The organism is Clostridium sp. CM028 (assembly GCF_030585565.1).
GTDB classification, from domain to species: domain Bacteria; phylum Bacillota; class Clostridia; order Clostridiales; family Clostridiaceae; genus Clostridium_AD; species Clostridium_AD estertheticum_B.
In genome coordinates this window covers 1,185,595-1,209,260 of the sequence record NZ_CP077766.1, presented here as the reverse complement: position 1 = coordinate 1,209,260, position 23,666 = coordinate 1,185,595, and the positions used below count along the sequence as shown (strand labels likewise).

The following is a 23,666-nucleotide window of genomic DNA, read 5'->3' as shown; positions in this document are numbered from 1 at the left end:
GACACATTATGAAGAAAAACATTATGCTAAGTGAAAAAATATTTTGGGTTGGTAAGGTTGATGATAGAGAGGTACCTTTCCATAGACTAACTTTAACTAAAGGAACCACTTATAATAGTTATTTATTAATGACTGAAAAACCTACAGTGATTGATACTGTTGATATAAGCTTTGGTAGAGAATTTGTAGAAAATTTAAAGAATATAATTGAACTTGATAAAATTAAATTTATTGTAATTAATCACACTGAACCTGATCATTCTGGTGCCATTGGGAGTTTGGCGGCTAGAGCTAAAAATGCAGTAATTGTGTGCACAAAGCTGGCTGTAGCTGAACTTAAGGAAATGTATAATCTTCATAATAGAGAATTTTTAGTTGTGGGGGATGGGGATACTCTTGATATAGGCGGCAAGACCCTAAAATTCATAGAGACGCCTTATCTTCATACGCAGGAGACTATGATAACTTATTGCATCGATGATAAAATTTTATTCCCTTGCGATATCTTTAGTACCCACGTAGCTAACTATGAGTATTTTAATGATATGGCAAAAGACGATATCAATGATGACTATATTGGCTACTACAAATTAATAATGCACCCACATAGAAGATATGTTCAGAATATGATCGAAAAAATTAGAGATTTAGACATAAAGATAATAGCACCATCCCATGGATTTATTATTAGAAATAACGTTCAAAGTTTTATAGATATTTATGATAATATGAGTAAGAATACAGAGGTAGGTAAAAAAACACTTATTTTATACTCTACTATGACAGGTAGGACAAAAAAAATTGCTGATATTTTTAAGAAAAAATTTGAGGAGCAAAATATAGCTTCCCAAATCATTGATGTAAATAAAATACCAAAAGAAGAAGTAATGAAGGCTATCAATGAAGCCGATGCAATTTTCTTTGGCAGCTCTACCAAATATGCAGATATGATTGGAAATATGGAAGATATATTGAAGAATCTTCATGAAATAAATCTAGAAGATAAGATAGGGGCGGCATTTGGTTCTTATGGTTGGAGTGGAGAAGCTGTGGAAGTAGTTCAGGATTACTTGAAGGAAACCGATATTAAAGTTTTGAATACTTCTGATGTAATTAAGTCGACTGGTATGGTCGATATAGAATTCCCACTAAGGATTAGGTTTTCACCAAGCGAAGATAACATAAAGAGCATTGAAAGGGCAGTTGTCTATACTGCTGATTTATTACTTAGTACAATTTAAAATATGAGGAGGTATTTATTATGGGAAAAATTATAAATAAAAATCAAAGCCTTGGAGAAATAGTTTCAACTTTTCCAGGTTCTACAGAGACCTTTAACCGGTATAAAATAGATTATTGCTGTGGTGGACACGACACGTTAGCAGAAGCCTTGGAGGTCATAGATTTAGACGCTGATGAAATTATTGAAGAACTTAATAACGAGTACGAGAAGTTTATAAAAACTAATTCAGAGTATAAAGACTGGAGAAAAGAAAAACCTTCCACCTTAATAAGACACATAGTAGAAACACATCATGAATTTACCAAAAAACAGCTTAAAGAAATAGATACTTTATTATTAAAAGTACTCAAGGTACATTTTAAGCTTCATAGTGAAGAACTATTAAAGGTACACAAATATTTTGGAACCTTGAAAACAGAGCTAGAAGAGCACCTTATCAAAGAAGAGGAGAATCTATTTCCCCTTATTGAAAATTTTGAAATAACAAAGGATGATAGTGTCTTATCAAAAATATATCAGGTAATAAAGGATACGGAGGATGAGCATGATGCTGCCGGAAATATAATTAAAGAATTAGAGAAGATAACCAGAGATTTCAATGCTCCAGAAGGGGCTTGCACTTCTTTCAAACTTGTATATACAAAACTTCATGACTTAGAAAAAGATTTATTTATTCATATTTATCTGGAAAACAGTGTTTTGTTTAATATGCTTTGGCAGAAAAAGAGTTGCTCTATAAATTAATTTTTAGAGTAAAATTATTATAATAGGAGTTCAAATATGGAAAATAAAAATATAAAAGTTGTTGTATCAGGAGACATATGTGTAAATTTGTTGCAAAGGATAACATACCCTCAGAATAATACTGGTTTGAATTGGCAAACTAATTTAAATATGCATAGTAATTTAAAACCGGGGCAAGCTTTGCTTCTATCAAAACTTGTATCTTTGGCAACAGGAGCATCTGTACTTTCACCACAGATGCATGATATAGAATTGATTCTACCAGGAGAGGTTCTTAGCGCTAGTGCAGAGCTAGAGCTTTTTCCGAAATTTGATGATAAAAACAATAATGAAAAAGTTTATAGAATAAGGCGTTTTATGGGTTTTACAGGGCCGGTTTCTGGTGTGCCGAGGTTACTTCCAATTATTAACGACGACGCTAATGCAGATATAATTATATTAGATGACGAAAATAATGGATTTAACTCTAATAAAGAATTTTGGCCTTTAGCTTTAAAGTCATCCGAAACATCACCAATAATCTTATATAAAATGGTTAACCCTATTGATTCTAGTGCACTTTGGAAATGCCTACAAAAATTTCATAAAGAAAAGACAATAGTAATTATAAATGGTGATGATTTGCGTTCGAAGGGAGTTAATATAAGTAAAAGTCTTTCTTGGGAAAGGACAGCGCAAGATTTTGTTTGGCAAATTAATAATAATCCAAATCTTGCTTTTCTCGCAAGTTGCCGCCATCTTATAGTACCTTTTGGTCTTGAAGGTGCCATCTATTATAAAAATGAAGGTGTGCCTGAAATTAAATTGTATTTCCTACCATATGAATTTGAAGGAGGCTTTATTAAAGACTCCCAAGGTAAAATGTACGGACTTACCTCCAGTTTTGTTGCAGGACTTGCAAGCACTATTGTTTCAGGAAATCAAGATAATGAAGAATTATCTGAATTGATAAGCATAGGAATACGCAAAGGGACTGTTTCTGCTCAAAAATATTTTATTGAGGGATTTGGTGAAAATGTTGAAAAATCTCAATTTTTAAGTTCAGATATATTTGTTGAAAAAGAAAATGATTTTGTACATACGGAGCATGTACAGGATGTATTAGTACCTACTTCAACTAATCCTAATTGTCGTGCTTGTTGGTATATTTTAAAAGACAAAAGCGCTACTAACTTAGCAGAGATAGCTTATGACATTGTTAAAAATGGAGTGAAAAGTGCACTTGAATTTATACCAATAGCCCGATTTGGAAAGCTAACAACAGTTGATAAGGCAGAAATAGAAAGCTATAGGAGCATTAAAAATCTTATGCTTGAGTATATCTCAACTAAAAACACAGTTCGGCCTCTTTCAATTGCAGTATTTGGAACGCCTGGGTCTGGAAAATCTTTTGGTATACTGGAAGTAGCTAATAGCATTGCGTCAAATTTAATTAAAAAATTAGATTTTAATTTATCTCAATTCCGTACACCATTAGATTTAGCAATTGCTTTTCGTAAAGTAAGTGATATTGCATTGGAAGGAAAAATTCCATTAGTTTTTTTTGATGAATTTGATTCTGTTATCGAAGGAAAACTTGGATGGTTAAAATATTTCTTAGCACCTATGCAGGATGGTGTATTTAGAGAAGGAGATTCTATTCATCCTATTGGAAAAGCTATTTTTGTATTTGCTGGGGGAACAAGCAGTACTCTCAAAGGATTTTGTGGAGAAGACCTTGAAAATGAAAAAGAACAAAAACAGTTTTTACTTGAATTTAAAAATGCGAAGGGTCCTGACTTTTTAAGTCGTTTGAGGGGTTACGTAAATATCCTTGGGCCAAATCAAACCGATAATAAGTTGGATTCTTTATTTATAATTCGAAGGGCAATGTTATTACGTTCACTTTTGGAGCGTAAGGTACCTCATCTTATAAATAACAAAAAAGAGGCTCAAATTGATAATGGGGTATTACGGGCGCTTCTTAAAATTCCAAGGTATAAGCATGAATCAAGGTCTATGGAAGCAATACTGGAGATGAGCATGCTAACTAATGCGAAAAAATGGGAACAATCTCATCTACCTTCTAAAGAACAGCTACAACTACATGTAGATGAAGAACAATTTTTACGCCATTTAATGCATGATGCATTCTATAGTGAAAAAATTGAAAGTCTTGCAACTGCTATTTATGAAAATAACAGAAATATGAATGGGGATTTTATAATGCCATGGCAGGATCTTCGTGAAGAGCTTAAAAATTTCAACCGTGATCAAGCAAAAAATATTCCTAATGCCTTACTTAAAATTAATTATGATGTTGTTTCTGTTAAAGAAAAACCAGCATTTATAGAATTTACAATTAAAGAATTAAATGCCTTAGCTAAGAAGGAGCATATGCGTTGGTATTATCATAGAAAAAAGGTTGGCTTTAAATATGGTGAAGTTGAAGATAATAAGAAAAAAACTAATCCTGCACTTGTACCTTGGGGCAAGCTGACAGAAGAGAAGAAAAATAAGGTATGCCAAATGATTAAGATTTGGCCAGAAATATTGGCCAAATCAAATTTTAAGATAGAACCACTAAAGAGTCTATGTCATTGTGAGACTATACTTTAACGACATTTCAGAAGGAAAGTCTCCCACTTCTATAAGTGGAGTATAAATCTCCTTCTGAAGTCGTCAATGCATCTTCTGCGAAGATGTTGCAGCTCCGCAGGAGATGATTTAACTAGAAAATAACTTTAAATGAAAAAGGGAATAATAAAAAATAAATATTAGAATAAGATGGGTGATATAAATGGCTAAAAGAATCGTAATCGTAGGGACTGGTATTGCATCAGTAACAGCAATCAAGGCAATTAGAGAAATAGATTTAGGTTCAGAGATATGTTTGATCGGACAAGAAAAATTTTATCCATATAACCGAATAAGGCTGTCGAAGGGTATATTTGATGACCTGGAGGAAAATAACATACTTCTTCAAAAAAAAGAGTGGTATGAGCAAAATAAAGTAAAAATAATTATTAATACAAAGGTATTGAATATAAATACAGATAGCCTTGAATTAATATTATGCGATGGACGTAAAATAAAGTATGATAAATTGCTAATAGCAACTGGATCCAGCAATAATATACCACCAATTGATGGTATAGGTAAAGAAGGTGTCTACACATTAAGAGGCCTTAATGATGCTTTAAATATTAAAGATAGCCTCAATGCAAGTGCACAAGTGATAGTTATTGGAGGTGGAATACAAGGAATTGAAATGGCTTGGATATTACATCAGCATGGCAAAAAGGTTACGATTGTTGAATTGCAATCAAGGCTTATGCCTCTCCAATTAGACAATAAAGCATCAGAAATATTAAAGGATATAATGCATGGTTATGGGATAGAAATACTAACAAATACTGGTGTAGTTAAAATAACAGGAGATGCTAAAGTAGCAGGCATTCTTATAGACAAAGAAGTGGAATTAAAATGTAATATGATTGTGTATTCCACAGGAATTAAACCTAATAAAGAACTAATCGCGTATACTAAAGTTAAAGCAGTAAGAGGAATATTAGTAAACAATAAAATGGAAACCAACATAGAAAATATTTATGCAGCAGGAGATATTGCTGAATATGATAATGAAGTTAATGGACTATGGAATATTGCTATAGCACAAGGAAAAGTTGCAGGTTACAACATTGCTGGGAAGGAAACTGTTTATGAAAAAATAATCCCAGTTACAACATTAAATGCTTTTGGCATTTCGTTATTTTCTATGGGGTGCATTGATGAATTAGAGTCTACAAAGGTACTAATAGATGAAGATACTAATCTTAAAATTTATAAAAAAATATTTATAAAAAATAATAAGGTAATCGGTGCGATTGTTATAGGTGATATGAAAAGATCGCCACTTCTTAAATCAGCTATAGAAAAGGGAATAACGGTAGGTGATGTTGATCTATCTGTTGATGAGTTGTTGGATAAGTTGAAGAACAATAAATAATGGTAAGAGTATAGTGAAAATTATAGGGGAGACTATAATATTAAGTAAATTTAAAGGGGATGTTTTTATGGATAAATACGTTTGTTTGGTGTGTGGATACATTTATGATCCAGAAGAAGGAGATTCAGATGGTGGAATAAAACAAGGTACTAAATTTGAGGATATACCAGAAGATTGGGTTTGTCCATTATGTGGAGTTCCAAAATCAGACTTTGAAAAAGTTGAATAAAGTTTCGTCTACTTTTAAAGTTACGGATTAAATCTTTTCTAATAACTATATTGAAGGGGTGATATTAATGAAGGCTCACGTTGATAAAGATATATGCATTGGATGTGGATTATGCCCAGGGGTATGTCCAGAAATCTTTCAAATGGAAGATGACGGAAAAGCTGTGGCATCGCCAGATGAAGTGGCAGAAAATCTCGTAAGTAGTGCAAAAAAAGCAGAAGAACAATGCCCTGTTGATGCAATTTCTGTAGAATAGTAATATCATAATAAAAAATATAATAAACTGAAAACTTGTGTTGTCAACAAGAAAATCATATTGAAAGCCAAGGAGATTTAATCACAAAGTGATTAAATCTCCTTGACTTTAGTGCATTTAAAATATAATAAAACTGAAGAAGAGCCCTAAGGCTCTAGTTATATGCATATCCAAAAGATTTATGGAAGGGTTAGGGAGTAGAAAACCTTTGCAAAAGAAAGACATTCAATATAGAATATTAATAACAGCATATAACAAATTAACATACTTATATGTTAAACAACCAATTTGAAAATGTGGTTAAAATAATTTAAATGGAGTGGTGTTATAATGAACAACATTTTAGAAATTATTAAAAACGGAACCTTAACCTACGAGCAAAAGGTATTAACCCTCGCTAGAGCAGCGGAAGACAGTATAGACGTTCTAAATATTAGAAGGGATACTCAGATGCTTCGCGATGAGGGAATAATATGTGATCTTTTTGAAGGCCATGCACCGTATAGACCTAGGTATATAGTACCTAACTATCAGAAATTCATGAAAAATGGAAGTGAATTTTTAGGACTCACGCCACCAAAGGAAATTTGGGAGGCTACAAATAGTTTATTAATATTATACAAACATGTGCCATCAATTTCTTCATTCCCAGTATATATAGGGAATATTGATTATCTCTTGGAACCGTTTGTCTTAGATGAAGAAGAAGCTTTTCATGCTATAAAATTATTTTTAACACATATAGACAGAACCATAACAGATTCTTTTTGTCATGCAAATATAGGGCCAGAAGATACTAAGGCAGGAAGATTAATATTAAGAGCGGAAAGAGAACTGCAAAATGCAATTCCTAACTTAACTTTAAAATATAGTACAAGTACTCCAGATGATTTTGCTATTGATGCAATTAACACTGCCTTAATAACTGCAAAACCAAGTTTTGCTAATCATGAAATGTTCTCAAATGAGTTTGCTGGGAATTACGGTATAGTTAGTTGCTATAATGGATTAACTATAGGTGGGGGAAGTTACACTTTATCTAGATTAAATTTAGCGAGGCTTGCTAAAAAAGCAAAAAACCAAGATGAATTTATAAATGTTATATTGCCGGATGCAGTAGAGAAAATGGCTGGGTATATGCGTGAAAGAATTAGATTTTTGGTGGAGGAAAGTGGTTTCTTTGAGACCAATTTCTTAGTAAGGGAAGGATTAATAAGTAAAGATAACTTCACAGGCATGTTTGGGATGTTTGAACTTGCTGAATGTGTAAATTGTTTTATTGATTCTTCTAAATTAGAAAATAGGTTTGGCCATAGTGAAATAGCTAATACTTTAGGATATAGAATTATTGAAAAGTTAGAATCTGAGGTTAATAAATATAATGATCCTAATTGCAATATATCGAAAGGTAGATATCTGTTACATGCTCAAGTGGGTATTGATTCTGATATGGGAATAAGTCCAGGATGCAGGATTCCAATTGGAGATGAACCTGAACTTCCACAGCATATAGTGGAGTCTGCTAAATTTCATAAGTTCTTTCCCTCAGGAATAGGCGATATATTTAATTTTGATAGCACGGTTAAAAGTAATCCGGAGTATGTGCTTGATATTATCAAGGGTGCTTTTAAAAAACAAATGAGATATTTTTCAGCATATTCTACTGATTGTGATGTAATAAGAATTACTGGATATCTTGTTAAAAGATCAGAAATGAAAAAATTGCAAGAGGGGCATCAGGTGTTACAGGATACAGTAGCATTAGGACTTGGGGCAGTTCTGAATCAAAAGGTACTGGAAAGAAAGGAAAGAAAAAATGATTAAGGGATTAGTTAACCGAATTATTCCCTTTAGCTCGGTGGATGGACCGGGAAATAGGACTGCCATATTCTTGCAAGGGTGTAATTTTAACTGTTCTTATTGTCACAACCCGGAGACTATAAATATTTGTAATAGTTGTGGGGAATGCATAGATGCTTGCCATTATAATGCATTACAATTTAAGTCCTCTAATGTAGTATGGGATAAAAGAGCCTGTAGTAAATGTGATGAATGTATAAGATTTTGCAAAAGGAATAGCTCCCCTAGAGCACAAAGCATGACTGTAGAAGAAGTCGTACGCGAGATAGAGAAGAATAAAGTTTTTATCTCTGGGATTACAGTCTCAGGTGGTGAGTGCACCCTTCAAAGTGAGTTTTTAATACATTTATTTAGAGAAGTTAAAAAAATGAATTTAACATGTTTTGTGGATACCAATGGTTCGGTACCTTTATGGGAACATGAAGAGCTAGTGGATGTAATGGATATGGCAATGGTAGATATAAAATCCTATAATAACGAGGAACATAAGAGACTTACGGGTATGGAAAATACTATTGTTATAGAAAATGTAAAATATTTAGCTAAGTTAAATAAAATTTATGAGATTAGAACGGTTGTTGTACCAGAAGTTTTAGAGAATCACAATAATGTAGATAAAATCAGCAAGTTTATTGCGCTATTAAATCCAGATATAAGATATAAACTTATAAAATATAGGCAAATAGGCGTACAATCTGAAATCATAAACAGTTACACTCCTAAGGAGGAATTCATGGAGGAATTAGGAGAGATAGCGACGTATAATGGTTGCAGAAGTGTAGTTATAGTATAGTAATTATTAGAAACCTCACAAAATGTGAGGTTTTTAGTTTACCTACCGTTGTTGGATACTGAGAAATTGGTATCTTTTTTAGATTCTGGAATAGCTTAATAGTAGGAGATATAATGTAGGTACCTTTATATTTCTAACGATATAAGATATTACCTTCTTTAATAGAAGGTAATATCTTATAGGGGCGGTGAATAAGATGAATTGGAAAGAAGAATTAGTTTTACAATTAAGAAATTTGACTATTGATAAAAGCATTATTGGCAGAGCAATGCAAAACTTTGTTGAGGTATTTAATAGTAATCTAGACAAATACAATATAAAGAATATTCGAGCAACAACAGATTCAAATGAATATATAGATATAAAGTATTATAAAAAAATCAAAATAGAATGTTCTGATAAAAATGTTACTTTTATTTTATTTAACAAAGATAGGATTCAGCAAAACATATCTATTAAATTAAGTATTGCTGAAAAAGTAGGAGGTTATTTTATTCAGTATATTAATACGGAAGAGCGTAACCCAAAATTGAGAGCATTTATTGATGAAAATACTATTGATGGAATTTTTGAAGATTTATTTGAATTGAATGAAGAAATAATAACTATGAATGAAGAAACAATCAATTAAATAATAAAGAGCATCCGCTTGGATGCTCTTTATTATTCAAAACATCTTATTTCCCACGTGCTAGGCCTCTATCCATTTTCATTTTTTCTCTTAATTATAGCACTGATAATAACATTTCTATTCTGGTTTATTGTAAAATAATCATATTAATTACATCATCTGGTGCTAATTTAATTAGTTAAAAGTATTTTAATTAATTAATTGGTTAAAAATGGTGGTAATTTATTTAATTTACGATATAATATAAGTACTAGTGGTCTAAATTTATTGTATAATTGTGTCAATAATTGACAGAGAGCTTCCAGTATTTCATACAAGGGATGATATTCTTGGAAGACTTACGATAACTGTAAATAATACATAGGTAAATAACTCAGAAGTAAGAGATTATTCAGTTGATACTAATAAATTTAAAGAAACTCTACATTTTAATATGTTTAGAGAAAGCAGCAAAGAAAGAAGGTAATAAAAGCAAGTAATTGATAGGAGGACTAACATATGAAAAAGAAATTCAAGATGCCAACGGCTTATACTATTTTAGCTATTATAATTGTAATGGTAGCGATTCTTACATGGATAGTGCCAGCAGGACAATATAACTTTCTAGATCCAAACGCTGATAAACTACAGCTTATCCCAGGAACATATCACGCAGTTCCTTCAAACCCACAGGGTTTTAAAGATATTGTTTTAGCTCCTATAATTGGATTCTATGACGCAGTAGATGTTATATTATTCGTTATTGTAATAGGTGGATTCTTAGGAACAGTTATGAAGACTGGGGCAATAGATGCAGGTATAGGTAGACTTGTTAAAAAGCTAGCTGGAAAAGAACGATGGCTTATACCATTGATAATGCTATTCTTCACAATAGGGGGAACAACTTTCGGTATGGATGAAGAAACACTAGCATTCTTCCCAATATTAATACCAGTGTTTCTTGCAGCTGGGTATGACACGCTTACAGCAGTTGCCGTTATAAAGCTAGGGTCAGGAATGGCAGCTATGGCATCTTTAACTAGCCCATTTGCTATTAGTATAGCATGTAAATTTGCCGGCATTTCCATTGGTGAAGGAATTGGAATAAGAATGGTACTTCTTGTTACTTTTGTAGCTTTAGGTATATTCTGGACTATGAAATATGGTGAAATGGTTAAGGCAGATCCTACTAAATCATTGATTTATGATTTGCACCATGGACACAAGAAGCATTTTCTTGGAAATAGAAATGAAAACGATATCCCTGAATTAACAGGTAGAAGAAAACTTATACTTACTGTTTTTGGGTTAACTTTCGTAGTAATGGTAATGGGAATTATTCCGTTTAGTGATTTAGGTATTAAATTCATTCCAACACTAGGCTGGTGGTTTGGTGAACTCGCAGGAGTATTCCTTGTATCTAGTATAATTATAGCTATAATAGCAGGGTATAAAGAGGAAAAATTCCTTCCTATTTTTATAGACGGTGCACGTGATTTGTTAGGAGTTGCGATAATAATAGGTTTGGCAAGGGGTATTACTGTTGTAATGGATGCAGGACATATTTCTGACACAGTTTTACATTTGGGCGAAATTTGTCTTAAAGGAAAAGGATCAATAGGGTTCACTGTATTTACTTATTTATTCTATTTACCTATGTCATTCTTAATACCTTCAACATCAGGGCTTGCAACTGTTACGATGCCAATTCTGGCACCTTTAGCCGACTTTTCTGCTGTGCCAAGACATATAGTAATAACTGCTTATCAAGCTGCAAATGGATTGTTAAGCTTATTTTCACCAACATGTCCGGTTATTATGGCTGGATTAGTTATGGGTAAAGTACCATATGAGAGATGGTTTAAATTCATATGGAAGTTGATAGTAATAACATTTGTTGTTACACTTGTACTTTTAGTATTATCTATGTTTGTATATAGATAAATAATATATTTTAATAGTATGATGTATTTATATGAAAATGATGAAGACCACTAGGCAACAGTATAATGTACCTTATAGAGTAGACAGCTAGAAAAGCCTACCCTATAGGGTACTTTTATATATAATTAAACATTATTGTCATGAATTTTCTTAGGATATGGAAATTTTAAAAACTATTCACCTTCTAAAAAATTATGGATGTAAGGTTTGTGGTTGACTCTCATGACTTGTGATTTCGAATATAAGATGTACTAGGACCACCTCACAAAATGTGAGGTTTTTAGTTTATAGAGTTAAGTTACAAATATAAAAGTAGTATCTATTTATAATTCGTCTAAAAGCTCATTTTCATAGTGGACTACGACCAGCATTCAACATTGACCTAGGCATAGTAGCATGGTAATATATTCTTATTAGGCGATTATATGGATAAAGATTATTTAGTAACTGAATCAAATTATTTTATAATGTAAAGTACTATATAATACTTTACATAATAAAGATTTTAAATATAGAGTAAAAAAGGAGGGATCATTTTGACAAAAAAACTTACAGAAATGACAAGATCCTCTGGTTGAGCAGCTAAAATAGGGCCGGAGGCTCTCTCTAAAATATTAAGCCAATTACCTAAAATGGTGGATGAAAATTTGATTGTCGGAATTGAAACTTCCGATGATGCAGCTGTTTATAAGATAAATGATGAAATGGCAATGATACAAACTTTGGATTTTTTCACTCCTGTAGTGGATGATCCATATACTTTTGGACAAATTGCAGCGGCGAATTCTTTAAGCGACATATATGCAATGGGAGGGAAACCAACGCTTGCACTTAATATAGTTTGTTTTCCGACCTGCATTTCTATGGATATACTTGGAGAAATACTTAGAGGTGGAGCAGATAAAGTAATTGAAGCAGGAGCAATTGTCATAGGAGGACATTCAGTTGATGATAATGAGCCCAAATATGGCTTATCAGTCACTGGTTTTGTGCATCCGGATAAAATTCTGAAAAATTATGGATGTGAGGTTTGCGATGTACTGATACTTACAAAACCTTTAGGTACGGGTATAGTGAACACTGCAATAAAAGGAGGCGTCGCGTCTGTTAATGCATATAATCAAGCAGTAAAGGTTATGACTACTTTGAATAAATATGCTGGAGAAATAATAGCATCACATGAAATAAACGCCTGTACTGATATAACTGGATTTGGAATTATGGGGCACTGCTTTGAAATGGCTAAGGCTTCAAAAGTTACACTAAAGCTTTGGAAGAATAAAATACCATATATCAAAGAGGCAAAAGAGTACGCTGAAATGGGTTTAGTACCGGCAGGTTCTTATAAAAATAGGGATTATATAAAAGAGGAATACGAGCTTAGAAATATTGAACCTTGGCTGGAGGATATTATATTTGATCCTCAGACATCTGGAGGACTACTGGTTTCATGTACTAAAAGAGAAGCTGAAAAACTAATTGAAGAACTTTCAGAACTTGAATTGAAATCTGAAATTATTGGTGAAGTTCTTGAATATGGAGATAAATATATTATTGTAGAGTAAAAACAGAATGGAGAATAAAAATGGAAAAAAATTTACTGCTACGAAAATTACCAAAAATTGATGGTCTTTTAAATGAAGCTTTTGTAATTGATGTTTTGTTAAACACATCGAGAGTCAAGGTTGTTGATGCACTTAGGGAAACAATTGATCTATTTAGAAAAAACATTTTATCTGGAGATTTAGAAAACTTTGAAACAAAAGATATCCTTGAGCAATTTAAAAGAAATATAGAGGAAAAAAAATCTGTAAGTTTAAAAAAGATAATCAATTGCACTGGAGTAATTATTCATACAAATTTGGGAAGGTCGAGGCTTTCGAAAAATGCAGTAGAAGGTGTATTAAATATAGCTAACAATTATAGCAATCTTGAATATAACTTAGCTGATGGGAAAAGGGGATCTAGATACAGTCATGTTGAAGATATCCTTACGAAAATTACAGGGGCCGAAGCTGCATTGGTTGTTAATAATAATGCCGCAGCAGTACTTTTGGCTTTAAATACACTGTGCAGCGGGAAGGAAGCGATTGTATCAAGAGGACAGCTTGTAGAAATTGGTGGATCTTTTAGAATACCAGATGTAATGAGATTTAGCGGCGCAAAGCTAATAGAGGTTGGAACAACTAACAGAACCCACCCTCATGATTATGAGAGTAACATAAATGAAAATACGGGTGTATTATTAAAAGTACATACTTCAAACTTTAAAATTCTTGGGTATACACTTGAGGTTCCTAATGAGGAATTAGTTGAAATAGGACTTAAGAATGACATTCCAGTAATTGAAGATATTGGTAGTGGAACTCTAGTTGATTTTTCAAAGTACGGTTTTACTCATGAACCAACAGTTCAAGAAAGTGTAAAAAAAGGGGTAGATGTTATTACATTTAGCGGAGATAAGATGCTCGGAGGACCTCAAGCCGGGATTATAGTAGGTAAAAAGAAATACATAGATATGATGAAAAAAAACCAACTTACTAGAGCACTTAGGATTGATAAAATGACTCTTGCGGCGCTTGAAGGAACACTTAAATATTACTTTGATGAAAATGAAGCTGTGGAAAACATTCCTACACTTTATATGATATTAAGCTCTAAGGAGCTTAATAAAAAAAGAGCATTGAGGCTTAAAAGAAAACTGAATTCAAATTCAGAAAATTTTACATTTAAAGTTTGCGAAGATTTTTCTATGGTAGGTGGGGGTTCAATGCCCGAGGCGCGGATAGCGACCTTTGTAATTAAAGTAAAAGGTAGTAATTTACCCTCAGAGGAAATTGAAAAGAGGCTTAGGCTAAATAAAGTTCCGATTATAGTACGCGTAAGTAATGATGAGGTCATACTCGATTTAAGGACCATTGCTGATAATGATTTTGAAGTAATATCAGAAGCTTTTAAAAAAATGGATCTAAATTGAAATTTTATTTGGGGTGGTGATAACTATGAAACATATTATAATTGGTACAGCGGGGCATATAGATCATGGTAAAACATCACTCGTAAAAGCACTTACAGGTAGAGAAACTGATACCTTAAAGGAAGAAAAAGACAGAGGAATATCGATAAATTTAGGGTTTGCCTGTTTTGATCTCCCATCTGGAAGAAGAGCAGGAATAATAGATGTTCCTGGTCATGAGAAATTTATTAAAAATATGCTGGCGGGTGTAAGTTCTATTGATATAGTTTTAATGGTAATTGCTGCTGATGAGGGTATTATGCCTCAGACAAAAGAGCATTTTGAAATACTTCAACTACTTGATGTAAAAAAAGGAATTATTGTGCTTACTAAAATTGACATGGTGGAAGAAGAATGGCTTTCAATGGTAAAAGATGACGTTAAGGAGCAATTTAAAGACAGTTTCCTAGAGAATGCACAAGTCCATTGCGTATCATCTAAAACTAGGCAAGGAATTGTAGGGCTTGCAAGTGAGATAGATACGATGACGCAGGAGGTACGTTCAAAGGATATAACAGGGCATTTTAGGCTTCCTGTTGATAGGGTGTTTTCGGTAAGTGGGTTTGGAACTGTTGTAACTGGTACTGTTATTAGCGGTAAAATTGAAGAAGGGCAAACAGTTATGATGTACCCCTCAAAATTAATGTCCAAAATAAGAGGAATTCAAGTGCATGATAATCCAGTTAAAATTGCAGAGGCAGGTCAAAGGTGTGCAATAAATCTTGCAAATGTTAAAATCAAAGATATCAAAAGAGGAGATGTTATTTCAATAGAAAGCGTAATGGGGCCATCTCTTATGGTAGATTGTAAACTTTACTATTTATTGAGCAATTCAAAACCTCTTATAAATAGACAAAGGGTAAGATTGTACCATGGAACAAGTGAAATTATCTGCAGAGTAGTAATACTTGACCTTGAGGAAATAAATCCTGGAGAGGAAGCGTATGTACAGCTTAGGCTTGAAAAGCCTCTTACAGCTCAAAGAAATGATAGATTTGTAATTAGAAATTATTCGCCAATGTATACGATTGGTGGAGGCTCGATAATAGAGCCCTCAGCGCCAAAGGCTAAGAGGTTTCATGAGGACTACATAGAAGATCTTAAAATAAAAGAAAGTGGGCACTCTGAGAGTATTATTGAAAAAACTGTAGAAAAATTAAGCTCAGAATTTCCAAGAATTTCTGACATATTGAAATCACTAGGTAAAAATGAAGGAGATGTTCAGGAAAAGCTTAATATTTTAGTTTTAAATCAAAAGCTACTAAAGCTTAAAGGTGGAGATTCTCCAGTTTATATTCATATAAACTATTTAAATAAAAAGGTAAATACTCTTTTAAAGCTTGCTTCGGATTATCATAAAATTAATCCGCTCAAGATTGGAATCTCAAAGGAAGAAATTAAAATAAAAGTATTTGGAAAAAATATAAAACAGAAGACCTATGATGATTTGCTATTTGGGCTTGAGCAAAAAAAAGTAATTAATCTTAAAAGCAAGTTTATAGGTGAATATGGCTATGAAATAGTACTTACCAAAGAGCAACAATCAGAAAGAAACACAATAATAAAAGTCTTTGAAGATGCACATTATATCCCACCCAAATATGAGGAGTTGCTCGAGACTTCAAAGGATAAAAAGATTTTTACTATGGTATTTGAACTACTACTTGATGAAGAAATACTCTTTAAAATAAACACAGAATGCTACTTATTAAATGACTATTATAAAGAAGTAAAAGATAAGGTTAAAAAATATATTGATGAAAATGAAAGTATTACTATTGCACAGTTTAAAGACATGATGAATACTAATAGAAAATATGGACTTATTTTACTAGAACATTTAGATGGAATAAAATTCACTAAACGTGTGGGAGATAGTAGGGTACTTTTATAGCAGGTGAAATAAAATTTAATTTTACAAAAGATATCATAGTGTGAGTATCTGTGATAAAATGGTACTAGAGTTAAATTTTTATGGGAGTAGATAGGTGCTGGTGTGCCTGCCAGTCTTCAAAACTGTGTTGACCTGCTAAGACCAGGTTGGGTGTGTTCGATTCACACATATTCCCGCCAATTAAATAGGCAGACCGCGGCTTAGATACATATTTTTATGTTATCTGAGCCGCGTTTTATTTTGGCTTTGAGAACAAAAGTTTTAGATTGATTTTCGAAAATCTGATTAAGCTTTTTTACAGCTTCCTTTTTCATGTTTGGTAGAACGTGAGAGTACGTGAGAGTACGTATAAAATAACCACATGTAAGTAGAATTATAAGTGGCTCTCTGGTAGAAATAAAAAACACAAGTCACCTTAGAATATTAGATAAATTTAAAGGCATAAATATAGAATTATTAGCAGTATGGTTTGATATAGATAGTTCAATAAAAGGGGTAACGAATAGATGTTTAGCTACGAAATTAATATAGAAAAAAGTGAGATAAATAGGTTGAAAAAATAGAATAGCAATGGAAAGAACATAGCAAAAGAGCATACAATTCGTAGGCTCTTTTGCTATGTGTGTTTAAATAACATTTATATAATTGGTACAGAAAGTAAAATATGTTCTAAATTCCACAAAGGTATAAGTTGTTTTAATGTTTTTTAATAAACAAATATAGACAAGTATAGACAGTTATATGCAAATAATTTTTATAAGGGAGTTTCAAAAAAATAACAAGTCATATTCCGCCATATTTTGCACTATGCTTCATCACCACAACATTTACATAGCCTAGCTATGTAAATGTGAATGTTCTTTGCCTGGCACAAAACATTCACATAATCTTTGACTTGTTATTTTCTTTCAGCTCCCTTATTAATTAATAATCAAGTTTTCTTGACTTTTAAATTGAAATCGTTTAACATTAAAAATGTAAAAAAAATTGTATTATATTGACGAAAGGAGGAACACCTAACATGAAAAATTTTGGTGTTTTTGATATTATAGGTCCTATAATGGTCGGTCCATCATCTTCTCATACAGCGGGTGCTGCTAGACTTGGTAAAATAGCAAAAACTATTGTTGGAGCTGATATAAAAGAGGTTACATTCTTACTTCATGGGTCCTTTGGTAAAACTTACAAAGGTCATGGAACTGATAGAGCGCTAGTCGCTGGCATACTTGGAATGGAACCAAGTGATGATGATCTTAGAAATTCTATTTCAATTGCTGAAAGTAAAGGCTTAAAAATAAAATTTATTGAGTATGATCTTGGACAAGTACATCCAAATACAGTTAAATTGTTAATAACAGATGTTAATAATGATTATTTTGAAATAATGGGTTCGTCTATTGGTGGCGGTAATGTAGAAATAAATGAAATAAACGGAAATAGTGTTCTTATAACCGGTTTATATCCTACTATTATCACTTGTCATGATGATATCCCAGGAACAGTAGCAAAAGTGTCAGACCTTATTTATGAGGATAAAATTAATATTGCTTTTTTAAAACTTGTTAGAGGCGAAAAAGGAAAATCTGCAACTATGACTTTTGAAGTAGATAGTACTATTAGCGATTCTTTAGTAAAAAATATAAAAAAAATTACTGGAATAAACAAAGTAATAGTTATTAATCCAGAAACAAGGAGGAAACATAATGATAGCGAAGTCAGCTAGTGAACTTATCGAAATATGTAAAACAGAAAATATAAAATTAAGTGAATATGCAATAAATCTTGAAAGTGAACAAAAGGATACTTCACGAGAAGAATTATTTCTGCATATGAAAGAAATCCTTGATGTAATGAGACAAGGTGCTACTTCTGGAAGAGAAAAAGAAGTTTATTCATTAAGTGGTCTTATAGGTGGAGATGCTTATAAACTGCAAAAATATTTAGAATCTGGTAAATCACTTTTAGGAGACACTGCTGTAAAAGCTATGGCTATGGCGTTATCTTCTTCAGAAGTTAATGGTTCTATGGGTAAAATAGTAGCGTGTCCAACAGCTGGATCCTGTGGGATACTTCCAGCCGTAATATTAACTGCTGGTGAAAAGCTTGGAAAAAGTACTGATGAAATGATTGAAGGATTATTTGCAGCTTCTGCAGTTGGTATGATTATTGGAATGAATGCAACCTTTGCAGGTGCAGAAGGTGGTTGTCAGTCAGAGTGTGGTTCTGCAGCTGCCATGGCCTCAGCTGCAGTTGTGGAAATGATGGGAGGAACACCAGAGATGAGCTTAAATGCTGGTGCCATCGTATTTAAAAATGTATTAGGACTTGTTTGTGATCCAGTTGCAGGGCTAGTTGAAATTCCTTGTGCAAAAAGGAATGTAGCTGGTGCAATTAGTGCACTTTCTACCGCTGATTTAGTTATGGCTGGTGTTTCTTCAAAAATACCATTTGATGATACATTATCTGCAATGTATAAAATCGGCATAGAATTACCAGCTTCCTTAAGAGAAACAGCTCTTGGTGGCCTTGCTGTTACTAAAACTGGTCTAGCACTTAAAGATAAGGTGTTTTCAAAAAAATAAATTTGGAATTATAAGGAGAAAAAAACAATGAACATTTTAATAGGAACTGGTCTTTTATTATTAGTATTAGCTTTATTTACACTTTTTAGTTGCAAAGCACCTGAAGGAATGAAAGCGATGGGTGCACTAGCAAGTGCTGCCTGTGCAAGCTTTCTAGTTGAAGCTTTTCAGTCTGCATTTTTTGGTGATGTATTAAAATTAAATTTTTTGAAAGAAGTTGGTTTATCTAATGGTAGTTTAGGAGGAGTAGCCGCTGCAATACTTGTACCTCTAGCTCTTGGAGTTTCACCAATATATGCAGTATTGATTGGGCTATCTTGTTCTGGTATTGGTATCTTACCCGGATTTATAGCTGGATACCTTATGTCATTTGTAGTTAAATATCTAGAAAAGAAATTACCAGGAGGCTTAGACTTAATAGTTATAATTGTTTTTGCAGCTCCATTAACTAGATTTATAGGAAACTGTATGACTCCTGTAGTAGATGGCACACTATTAAATATTGGTAGAATTTTAACTTCTGCGTCAAGTTCTAGTCCAATAATAATGGGTATAGTGCTTGGAGGAACAATAACCGTTGTTGCCACTGCACCTCTTAGTTCAATGGCTTTAACCGCAATGCTTGGGCTTACCGGTGCACCTATGGCTATAGGCGCATTAGCAGTATTTGGTTCATCATTTATGAATTTCGTATTATTTACAAGAATGAAATTTGGAAGTAAAAAAGATACAATTGCAGTAGCTATAGAACCTCTAACACAAGCTGATATAACCACAGCAAATCCCATACCAATTTATGTAACTAATTTTATAGGTGGTTCTTTATGTGGAGTAATAATTGCATTAATGGGACTTGTAAATAATTCTCCAGGAACAGCAACCCCTATAGCAGGGTTCGCAGTAATGTTTGCATATAATCCAGCTTCTAAAGTGTTAATAGCAGCCTTAGGTTGTATTATAGTTAGTATTTTCAGTGGTTACGTAGGGTCTATTATGTTTAAAAATTATAAAATACATACTGCTGCAGAAATTCGTGGAGAGATTATCCCCGATTTAAAAGAAGTATCATAAATATATGTTTTTTTTAAACAATATAAGAAAAGGCTGAGTTTACTTTTATGTAAAACTCAGCCTTTTTTTAGGTGTTGTAAAATTATCAAGGCGGTAACTTTCAGTTACCGCCTAAGGGGTCTGGACAGCAAACTAAAAAAAGGGAGCAAAGCGACAGTTTGGCGAAAGCCAGTGAGGATAACTATTTATATATATTTTGGCAGTTTTTCTTCGTAAAATATAATTTGATTGCATTGCTAAGGTATCTCTCTTGACTGCATTTTGACAACCCTGCATATATTTCCATACTATTTCATACTGGTATCAAAACAATGTAAAAAGACGTTAAAGCACTCAAAACACTAACTTTTGAGTGCTTTATATTATAATAAAATTTGTTATAGATAAGCATTTAAACAGTCTTCAAAACTGTGTTGACCTGCTAAGACCAGGTTGGGTGTGTTCGATTCACACATATTTAGAGATATGTTCGCATTTTATTGAAGAGTGGAGGCAACAGAATAATCCGTCATCAAGCTGGTACAATTATGTAAAGACAATCATTAATCGTTTAAATGATATCTTAGATGAAAAACCCTATGTTCGTATGCATTCTTCGAAAGGGTTGATATATCCTGCTGTTTTACGTTCCTATCTGAATGATTATCTGTCCTTTATGCGAAAGCATGGAAAATCTCTTCCGTAAATTTCAAAACATTAGGCATAACTGTTTCTACTATCAGTAAATATAGAAAAAAGCAGTGAGAGAAGGATTGTTAGAAAAAGCAGAAAAACGGAATAAAGAACAAATGTTTATTTGAAATGTACTTATATTATTTTTTTGCTCAAAACAAGTTAGTTAAAGTAGAAGTATAGTATTGATAATGTTAACTAAAAAGGTAATAAAAAATATATATTAGCTAATTTAAGATCTTTGAGAAAAATATTAAAATAACACGAGTATATTTAATATTCCCCCTGAAGTTATCGTTATTTTAGTAATATATGTCTTAACTTATAAAATCCGCGTTTCGCGGTTACTACCCCTAAGGTAAATAATTCAAAGTAAATGTTTTGAGTCTGTATAACGTTTTATTTGCTGCCACTACCCCAATATGGGGAGCGGAGTTTCGCCACCGCCAATGAAACCCACGAATACATATTAACGTATTGGAGAGATCTAGTGCGGTTTTTGTTGTAATTGAAAGAGGATGTCGGAAGTATGTTGTGTCTCTATGTCCAGGTATAAAAAAACAGTTGACATTTATGGATTACAGTAGTAATCTTTCTATAGATTACTACTGTAATCTATAGAAAGAAAGTAAAAGTTATATTGAATTAAGTACAATATTAAAGGAGAGGTATTTATTAAATGAAAAACAAATTTTTGAATGGTAGGTTTTATAGATGTAAAAAATTAGTCTTAGTTATTTTAGTGATAGTTACGCTAGTATCAGGTATATATTTCCTATGGTGGAATAAAACTAAAACCATTTCAGCGAATAAATATTTTGATAGTTATGTGAATTCATGGAAGAAAAAAGATTTTGCATTAATGTACAATATGATTGATGCGGAAAGTAGAAAAAAGATTAGTGAAGCAGATTTTGTTCAGCGTTATAAAAATATTTATAGTGGAATTGAATTAAAAGAAATTGATGTTAAAATTAAGGATTCAGAAAAAAAGAAATATGATTCAAGCATAGAGAGTGTTAAGTTTGAGGTTATAATGGATACGATAGCAGGTAAATTAACTTTTGATAATACTGGTGAATTAATTAAAGATAGCAAGAATAAAACATGGAAAATTCTATGGAGCAGCAAGATGATTTTCCCTGAACTTGAGAATGAAGATAAGATACGTGTAGCTACCTTGTATGCTAAAAGAGGTGAAATAAAGGATAAAAATGATAAATCCTTGGCACTGGATGGTACAGTAGCTGAAATAGATATTATACCAGAAAAGCTTGGTAATGATGCAGCTAAATCAAAGGGAAATGTTTCAAAAATACTACAAGTCTCCCTAGAAGATATTAATAAAAAGCTGTCAGCTACATATGTAAAACCAGACATGCTTATTCCTATAAAAACAATATCTGAGGATGAAACAGAAAAAATAAGTGTGCTATTAGAAATACCAGGAGTAATGGTAAATGAGAAGAAAGCAAGAGTATATCCGTTAAAGGAAAAAGCTGCACATCTAATAGGATATATTCAAGCAATAAGTGCGGAGGAAATTGAAAAAAATAAGGGGGAAGGCTATAGAAAGGATGATATAATTGGGAAAACTGGTTTGGAGAAAATATATGAAAAAACACTTAGAGGAAAAAATGGATATGAAATATATGTAGTAGATAAAAATAATAAAAAGAAAAAGTCTTTAATTAGTAAAGCAGTACAAAATGGTGAAGATTTAAAGTTAACCATAGATGCTGATATGCAGAGTCTTCTTTATGATGAATTAAGTAAAGATGCAGGAACTTCAGTTGCAATGAATCCTAAAACTGGTGAAGTACTCGCTCTTGTTAGTACCCCTTCATATGATCCTAATAATTTTGTCATGGGAATGTCGCAAGATTTATGGAAAAGTTTAAATGAAGATAAGAAAAAGCCTTTGTATAACAGATTTCAAAGCAATTTATGTCCTGGATCAGTTTTTAAGCCAGTAATTGCTGCCATAGGACTTAAAACAAAGAAGATTGATGCAGAGATTTCTAAGAATATTTTAGGGCTTAGATGGCAGAAGGATAAAAGCTTTGGAAATTATTTTGTTACAAGAGTTGTAGATTATGGACAACCATCAGATCTAAGAAATGCTTTTATTCATTCGGACAACATATATTTTGCACAGGCAGCATTAGATATCGGCAAGGATACGCTTCAAGCAGAGTTAAAAGAATTTGGCTTAGGCGAAAAAATTCCTTTTGAATATGGATTGTCTAAATCTCAATTTGATGCGGATGGAGATATAAAAGGTGAAGTTCAGCTGGCAGATAGTGGATATGGACAAGGTGAAGTATTGATAAATCCTCTTCATTTAGCAGCTATTTATAGTTCCTTTGTTAATAAGGGCAGTATGATAAAACCATATATTAAATATAATGGAACTGCAAAGTCAGAAATGTGGAAGTCTAATGTTTTTACAGAAGAGGTGGCAAGCACAATTTTAAAGGATTTAACTCAGGTTGTTGAAAATCCTAGAGGTACTGGACATCAAGCATATATTAAAGGACTAAGCTTAGCAGGAAAGACTGGAACTGCAGAAATAAAGCTTTCTCAAGATGATGTTAATGGTACAGAATTAGGCTGGTTTGCGGCAGTTAATACGGATAGTCCTGATCTTCTTGTAATAGCTATGGCTGAGGATGTAAAAGAAAGAGGTGGAAGCCATTATGTAGTGCCAATGGTAAGAAAAGTATTTGAAAAATTTCATCCTGTTAAATAATAGAGGATGTAT

17 protein-coding genes and 2 tRNA genes are annotated in these 23,666 nt (G+C 32.6%); all 19 read left to right on the top strand.

Annotated features, from left to right (window positions below; translation table 11 throughout):
• Positions 1-8: 8 nt before the first annotated feature.
• The 19 genes from KTC94_RS05755 to KTC94_RS05665 all read left to right on the top strand — a co-directional run bounded on the left by KTC94_RS05755 (position 9) and on the right by KTC94_RS05665 (position 23,654).
• The gene (locus KTC94_RS05755; protein WP_220320244.1) at positions 9-1,241 is read left to right on the top strand and encodes an FprA family A-type flavoprotein; all 1,233 of its coding nucleotides are present in this window, start codon (positions 9-11) and stop codon (positions 1,239-1,241) included.
• A 20-nt stretch (positions 1,242-1,261) separates the two neighbouring features.
• Positions 1,262-1,987: an iron-sulfur cluster repair di-iron protein gene (ric, locus tag KTC94_RS05750; RefSeq protein WP_220320243.1), complete on the top strand. Its 726-nt coding sequence runs from the start codon at positions 1,262-1,264 to the stop codon at positions 1,985-1,987.
• 36 nt (positions 1,988-2,023) lie between these two features.
• Positions 2,024-4,585: a RyR domain-containing protein gene (locus KTC94_RS05745; protein WP_220320242.1), complete on the top strand. Its 2,562-nt coding sequence runs from the start codon at positions 2,024-2,026 to the stop codon at positions 4,583-4,585.
• Positions 4,586-4,766: 181 nt separating this feature from the next.
• Positions 4,767-5,975 carry an NAD(P)/FAD-dependent oxidoreductase gene (locus tag KTC94_RS05740; RefSeq protein ID WP_220286618.1) on the top strand — a complete coding sequence of 403 codons (1,209 nt, stop codon included), beginning with the start codon at positions 4,767-4,769 and terminating at the stop codon, positions 5,973-5,975.
• A gap of 67 nt (positions 5,976-6,042) precedes the next feature.
• Positions 6,043-6,204 carry a rubredoxin gene (gene rd, locus KTC94_RS05735; RefSeq protein WP_165414173.1) on the top strand — a complete coding sequence of 54 codons (162 nt, stop codon included), beginning with the start codon at positions 6,043-6,045 and terminating at the stop codon, positions 6,202-6,204.
• A gap of 67 nt (positions 6,205-6,271) precedes the next feature.
• Complete coding sequence (locus KTC94_RS05730; protein WP_216303513.1) at positions 6,272-6,460, top strand: ferredoxin; 189 nt, start codon at positions 6,272-6,274, stop codon at positions 6,458-6,460.
• Positions 6,461-6,790: 330 nt separating this feature from the next.
• Entirely contained in the window at positions 6,791-8,284 is a 1,494-nt protein-coding gene (locus tag KTC94_RS05725) for a YjjI family glycine radical enzyme (RefSeq protein ID WP_220320241.1), read from the top strand.
• The gene (locus KTC94_RS05720; RefSeq protein WP_220320240.1) at positions 8,277-9,113 is read left to right on the top strand and encodes a YjjW family glycine radical enzyme activase; all 837 of its coding nucleotides are present in this window, start codon (positions 8,277-8,279) and stop codon (positions 9,111-9,113) included. Before KTC94_RS05725 ends, KTC94_RS05720 begins: the two co-directional genes overlap by 8 nt.
• Positions 9,114-9,309: 196 nt before the next feature.
• Positions 9,310-9,744, top strand: a complete 435-nt coding sequence (locus tag KTC94_RS05715; RefSeq protein WP_216303510.1) for a hypothetical protein — start codon at positions 9,310-9,312, stop codon at positions 9,742-9,744.
• A 498-nt stretch (positions 9,745-10,242) separates the two neighbouring features.
• Positions 10,243-11,667, top strand: coding sequence for a YfcC family protein (locus KTC94_RS05710; protein ID WP_216303509.1), 1,425 nt, complete (start codon positions 10,243-10,245; stop codon positions 11,665-11,667).
• 557 nt (positions 11,668-12,224) lie between these two features.
• Positions 12,225-13,232, top strand: coding sequence for a selenide, water dikinase SelD (selD, locus tag KTC94_RS05705; protein ID WP_258876006.1), 1,008 nt, complete (start codon positions 12,225-12,227; stop codon positions 13,230-13,232).
• 20 nt (positions 13,233-13,252) lie between these two features.
• Positions 13,253-14,644 carry an L-seryl-tRNA(Sec) selenium transferase gene (gene selA / locus KTC94_RS05700; RefSeq protein ID WP_220320239.1) on the top strand — a complete coding sequence of 464 codons (1,392 nt, stop codon included), beginning with the start codon at positions 13,253-13,255 and terminating at the stop codon, positions 14,642-14,644.
• A gap of 25 nt (positions 14,645-14,669) precedes the next feature.
• On the top strand, positions 14,670-16,577 hold the full coding sequence (gene selB, locus KTC94_RS05695; protein ID WP_220320238.1) for a selenocysteine-specific translation elongation factor: 1,908 nt from the start codon (positions 14,670-14,672) through the stop codon (positions 16,575-16,577).
• A gap of 82 nt (positions 16,578-16,659) precedes the next feature.
• A tRNA-Sec gene (locus tag KTC94_RS05690) sits at positions 16,660-16,756 on the top strand.
• A gap of 842 nt (positions 16,757-17,598) precedes the next feature.
• Positions 17,599-18,300 carry an L-serine ammonia-lyase, iron-sulfur-dependent subunit beta gene (sdaAB, locus tag KTC94_RS05685; protein WP_216303798.1) on the top strand — a complete coding sequence of 234 codons (702 nt, stop codon included), beginning with the start codon at positions 17,599-17,601 and terminating at the stop codon, positions 18,298-18,300.
• Positions 18,281-19,159 carry an L-serine ammonia-lyase, iron-sulfur-dependent, subunit alpha gene (gene sdaAA / locus KTC94_RS05680; protein ID WP_216303799.1) on the top strand — a complete coding sequence of 293 codons (879 nt, stop codon included), beginning with the start codon at positions 18,281-18,283 and terminating at the stop codon, positions 19,157-19,159. The genes sdaAB and sdaAA overlap by 20 nt, the downstream gene beginning before the upstream one ends.
• Before the next feature lie 27 nt (positions 19,160-19,186).
• A complete protein-coding gene (locus KTC94_RS05675; RefSeq protein WP_216303800.1) occupies positions 19,187-20,230 on the top strand; it encodes a PTS sugar transporter subunit IIC in 1,044 nt (347 codons plus the stop codon).
• A 383-nt stretch (positions 20,231-20,613) separates the two neighbouring features.
• Positions 20,614-20,690 (top strand) — tRNA-OTHER (locus tag KTC94_RS05670).
• Between the two features lie 891 nt (positions 20,691-21,581).
• A complete protein-coding gene (locus tag KTC94_RS05665; protein ID WP_220320237.1) occupies positions 21,582-23,654 on the top strand; it encodes a penicillin-binding transpeptidase domain-containing protein in 2,073 nt (690 codons plus the stop codon).
• Positions 23,655-23,666: the final 12 nt, after the last annotated feature.

Bases quoted from the DNA above. Each gene is read 5' to 3' on its own strand.
- KTC94_RS05755 (WP_220320244.1), top strand. From the start codon at position 9: ATGAAGAAAAACATTATGCTAAGTGAAAAAATATTTTGGGTTGGTAAG.
- KTC94_RS05720 (WP_220320240.1), top strand. From the start codon at position 8,277: ATGATTAAGGGATTAGTTAACCGAATTATTCCCTTTAGCTCGGTGGAT.
- KTC94_RS05740 (WP_220286618.1), top strand. From the start codon at position 4,767: ATGGCTAAAAGAATCGTAATCGTAGGGACTGGTATTGCATCAGTAACA.
- KTC94_RS05730 (WP_216303513.1), top strand. From the start codon at position 6,272: ATGAAGGCTCACGTTGATAAAGATATATGCATTGGATGTGGATTATGC.
- selB (WP_220320238.1), top strand. From the start codon at position 14,670: ATGAAACATATTATAATTGGTACAGCGGGGCATATAGATCATGGTAAA.
- sdaAB (WP_216303798.1), top strand. From the start codon at position 17,599: ATGAAAAATTTTGGTGTTTTTGATATTATAGGTCCTATAATGGTCGGT.
- KTC94_RS05675 (WP_216303800.1), top strand. From the start codon at position 19,187: ATGAACATTTTAATAGGAACTGGTCTTTTATTATTAGTATTAGCTTTA.
- KTC94_RS05665 (WP_220320237.1), top strand. From the start codon at position 21,582: ATGAAAAACAAATTTTTGAATGGTAGGTTTTATAGATGTAAAAAATTA.
- KTC94_RS05710 (WP_216303509.1), top strand. From the start codon at position 10,243: ATGAAAAAGAAATTCAAGATGCCAACGGCTTATACTATTTTAGCTATT.
- KTC94_RS05745 (WP_220320242.1), top strand. From the start codon at position 2,024: ATGGAAAATAAAAATATAAAAGTTGTTGTATCAGGAGACATATGTGTA.
- KTC94_RS05715 (WP_216303510.1), top strand. From the start codon at position 9,310: ATGAATTGGAAAGAAGAATTAGTTTTACAATTAAGAAATTTGACTATT.
- KTC94_RS05725 (WP_220320241.1), top strand. From the start codon at position 6,791: ATGAACAACATTTTAGAAATTATTAAAAACGGAACCTTAACCTACGAG.
- sdaAA (WP_216303799.1), top strand. From the start codon at position 18,281: ATGATAGCGAAGTCAGCTAGTGAACTTATCGAAATATGTAAAACAGAA.
- ric (WP_220320243.1), top strand. From the start codon at position 1,262: ATGGGAAAAATTATAAATAAAAATCAAAGCCTTGGAGAAATAGTTTCA.
- selA (WP_220320239.1), top strand. From the start codon at position 13,253: ATGGAAAAAAATTTACTGCTACGAAAATTACCAAAAATTGATGGTCTT.
- rd (WP_165414173.1), top strand. From the start codon at position 6,043: ATGGATAAATACGTTTGTTTGGTGTGTGGATACATTTATGATCCAGAA.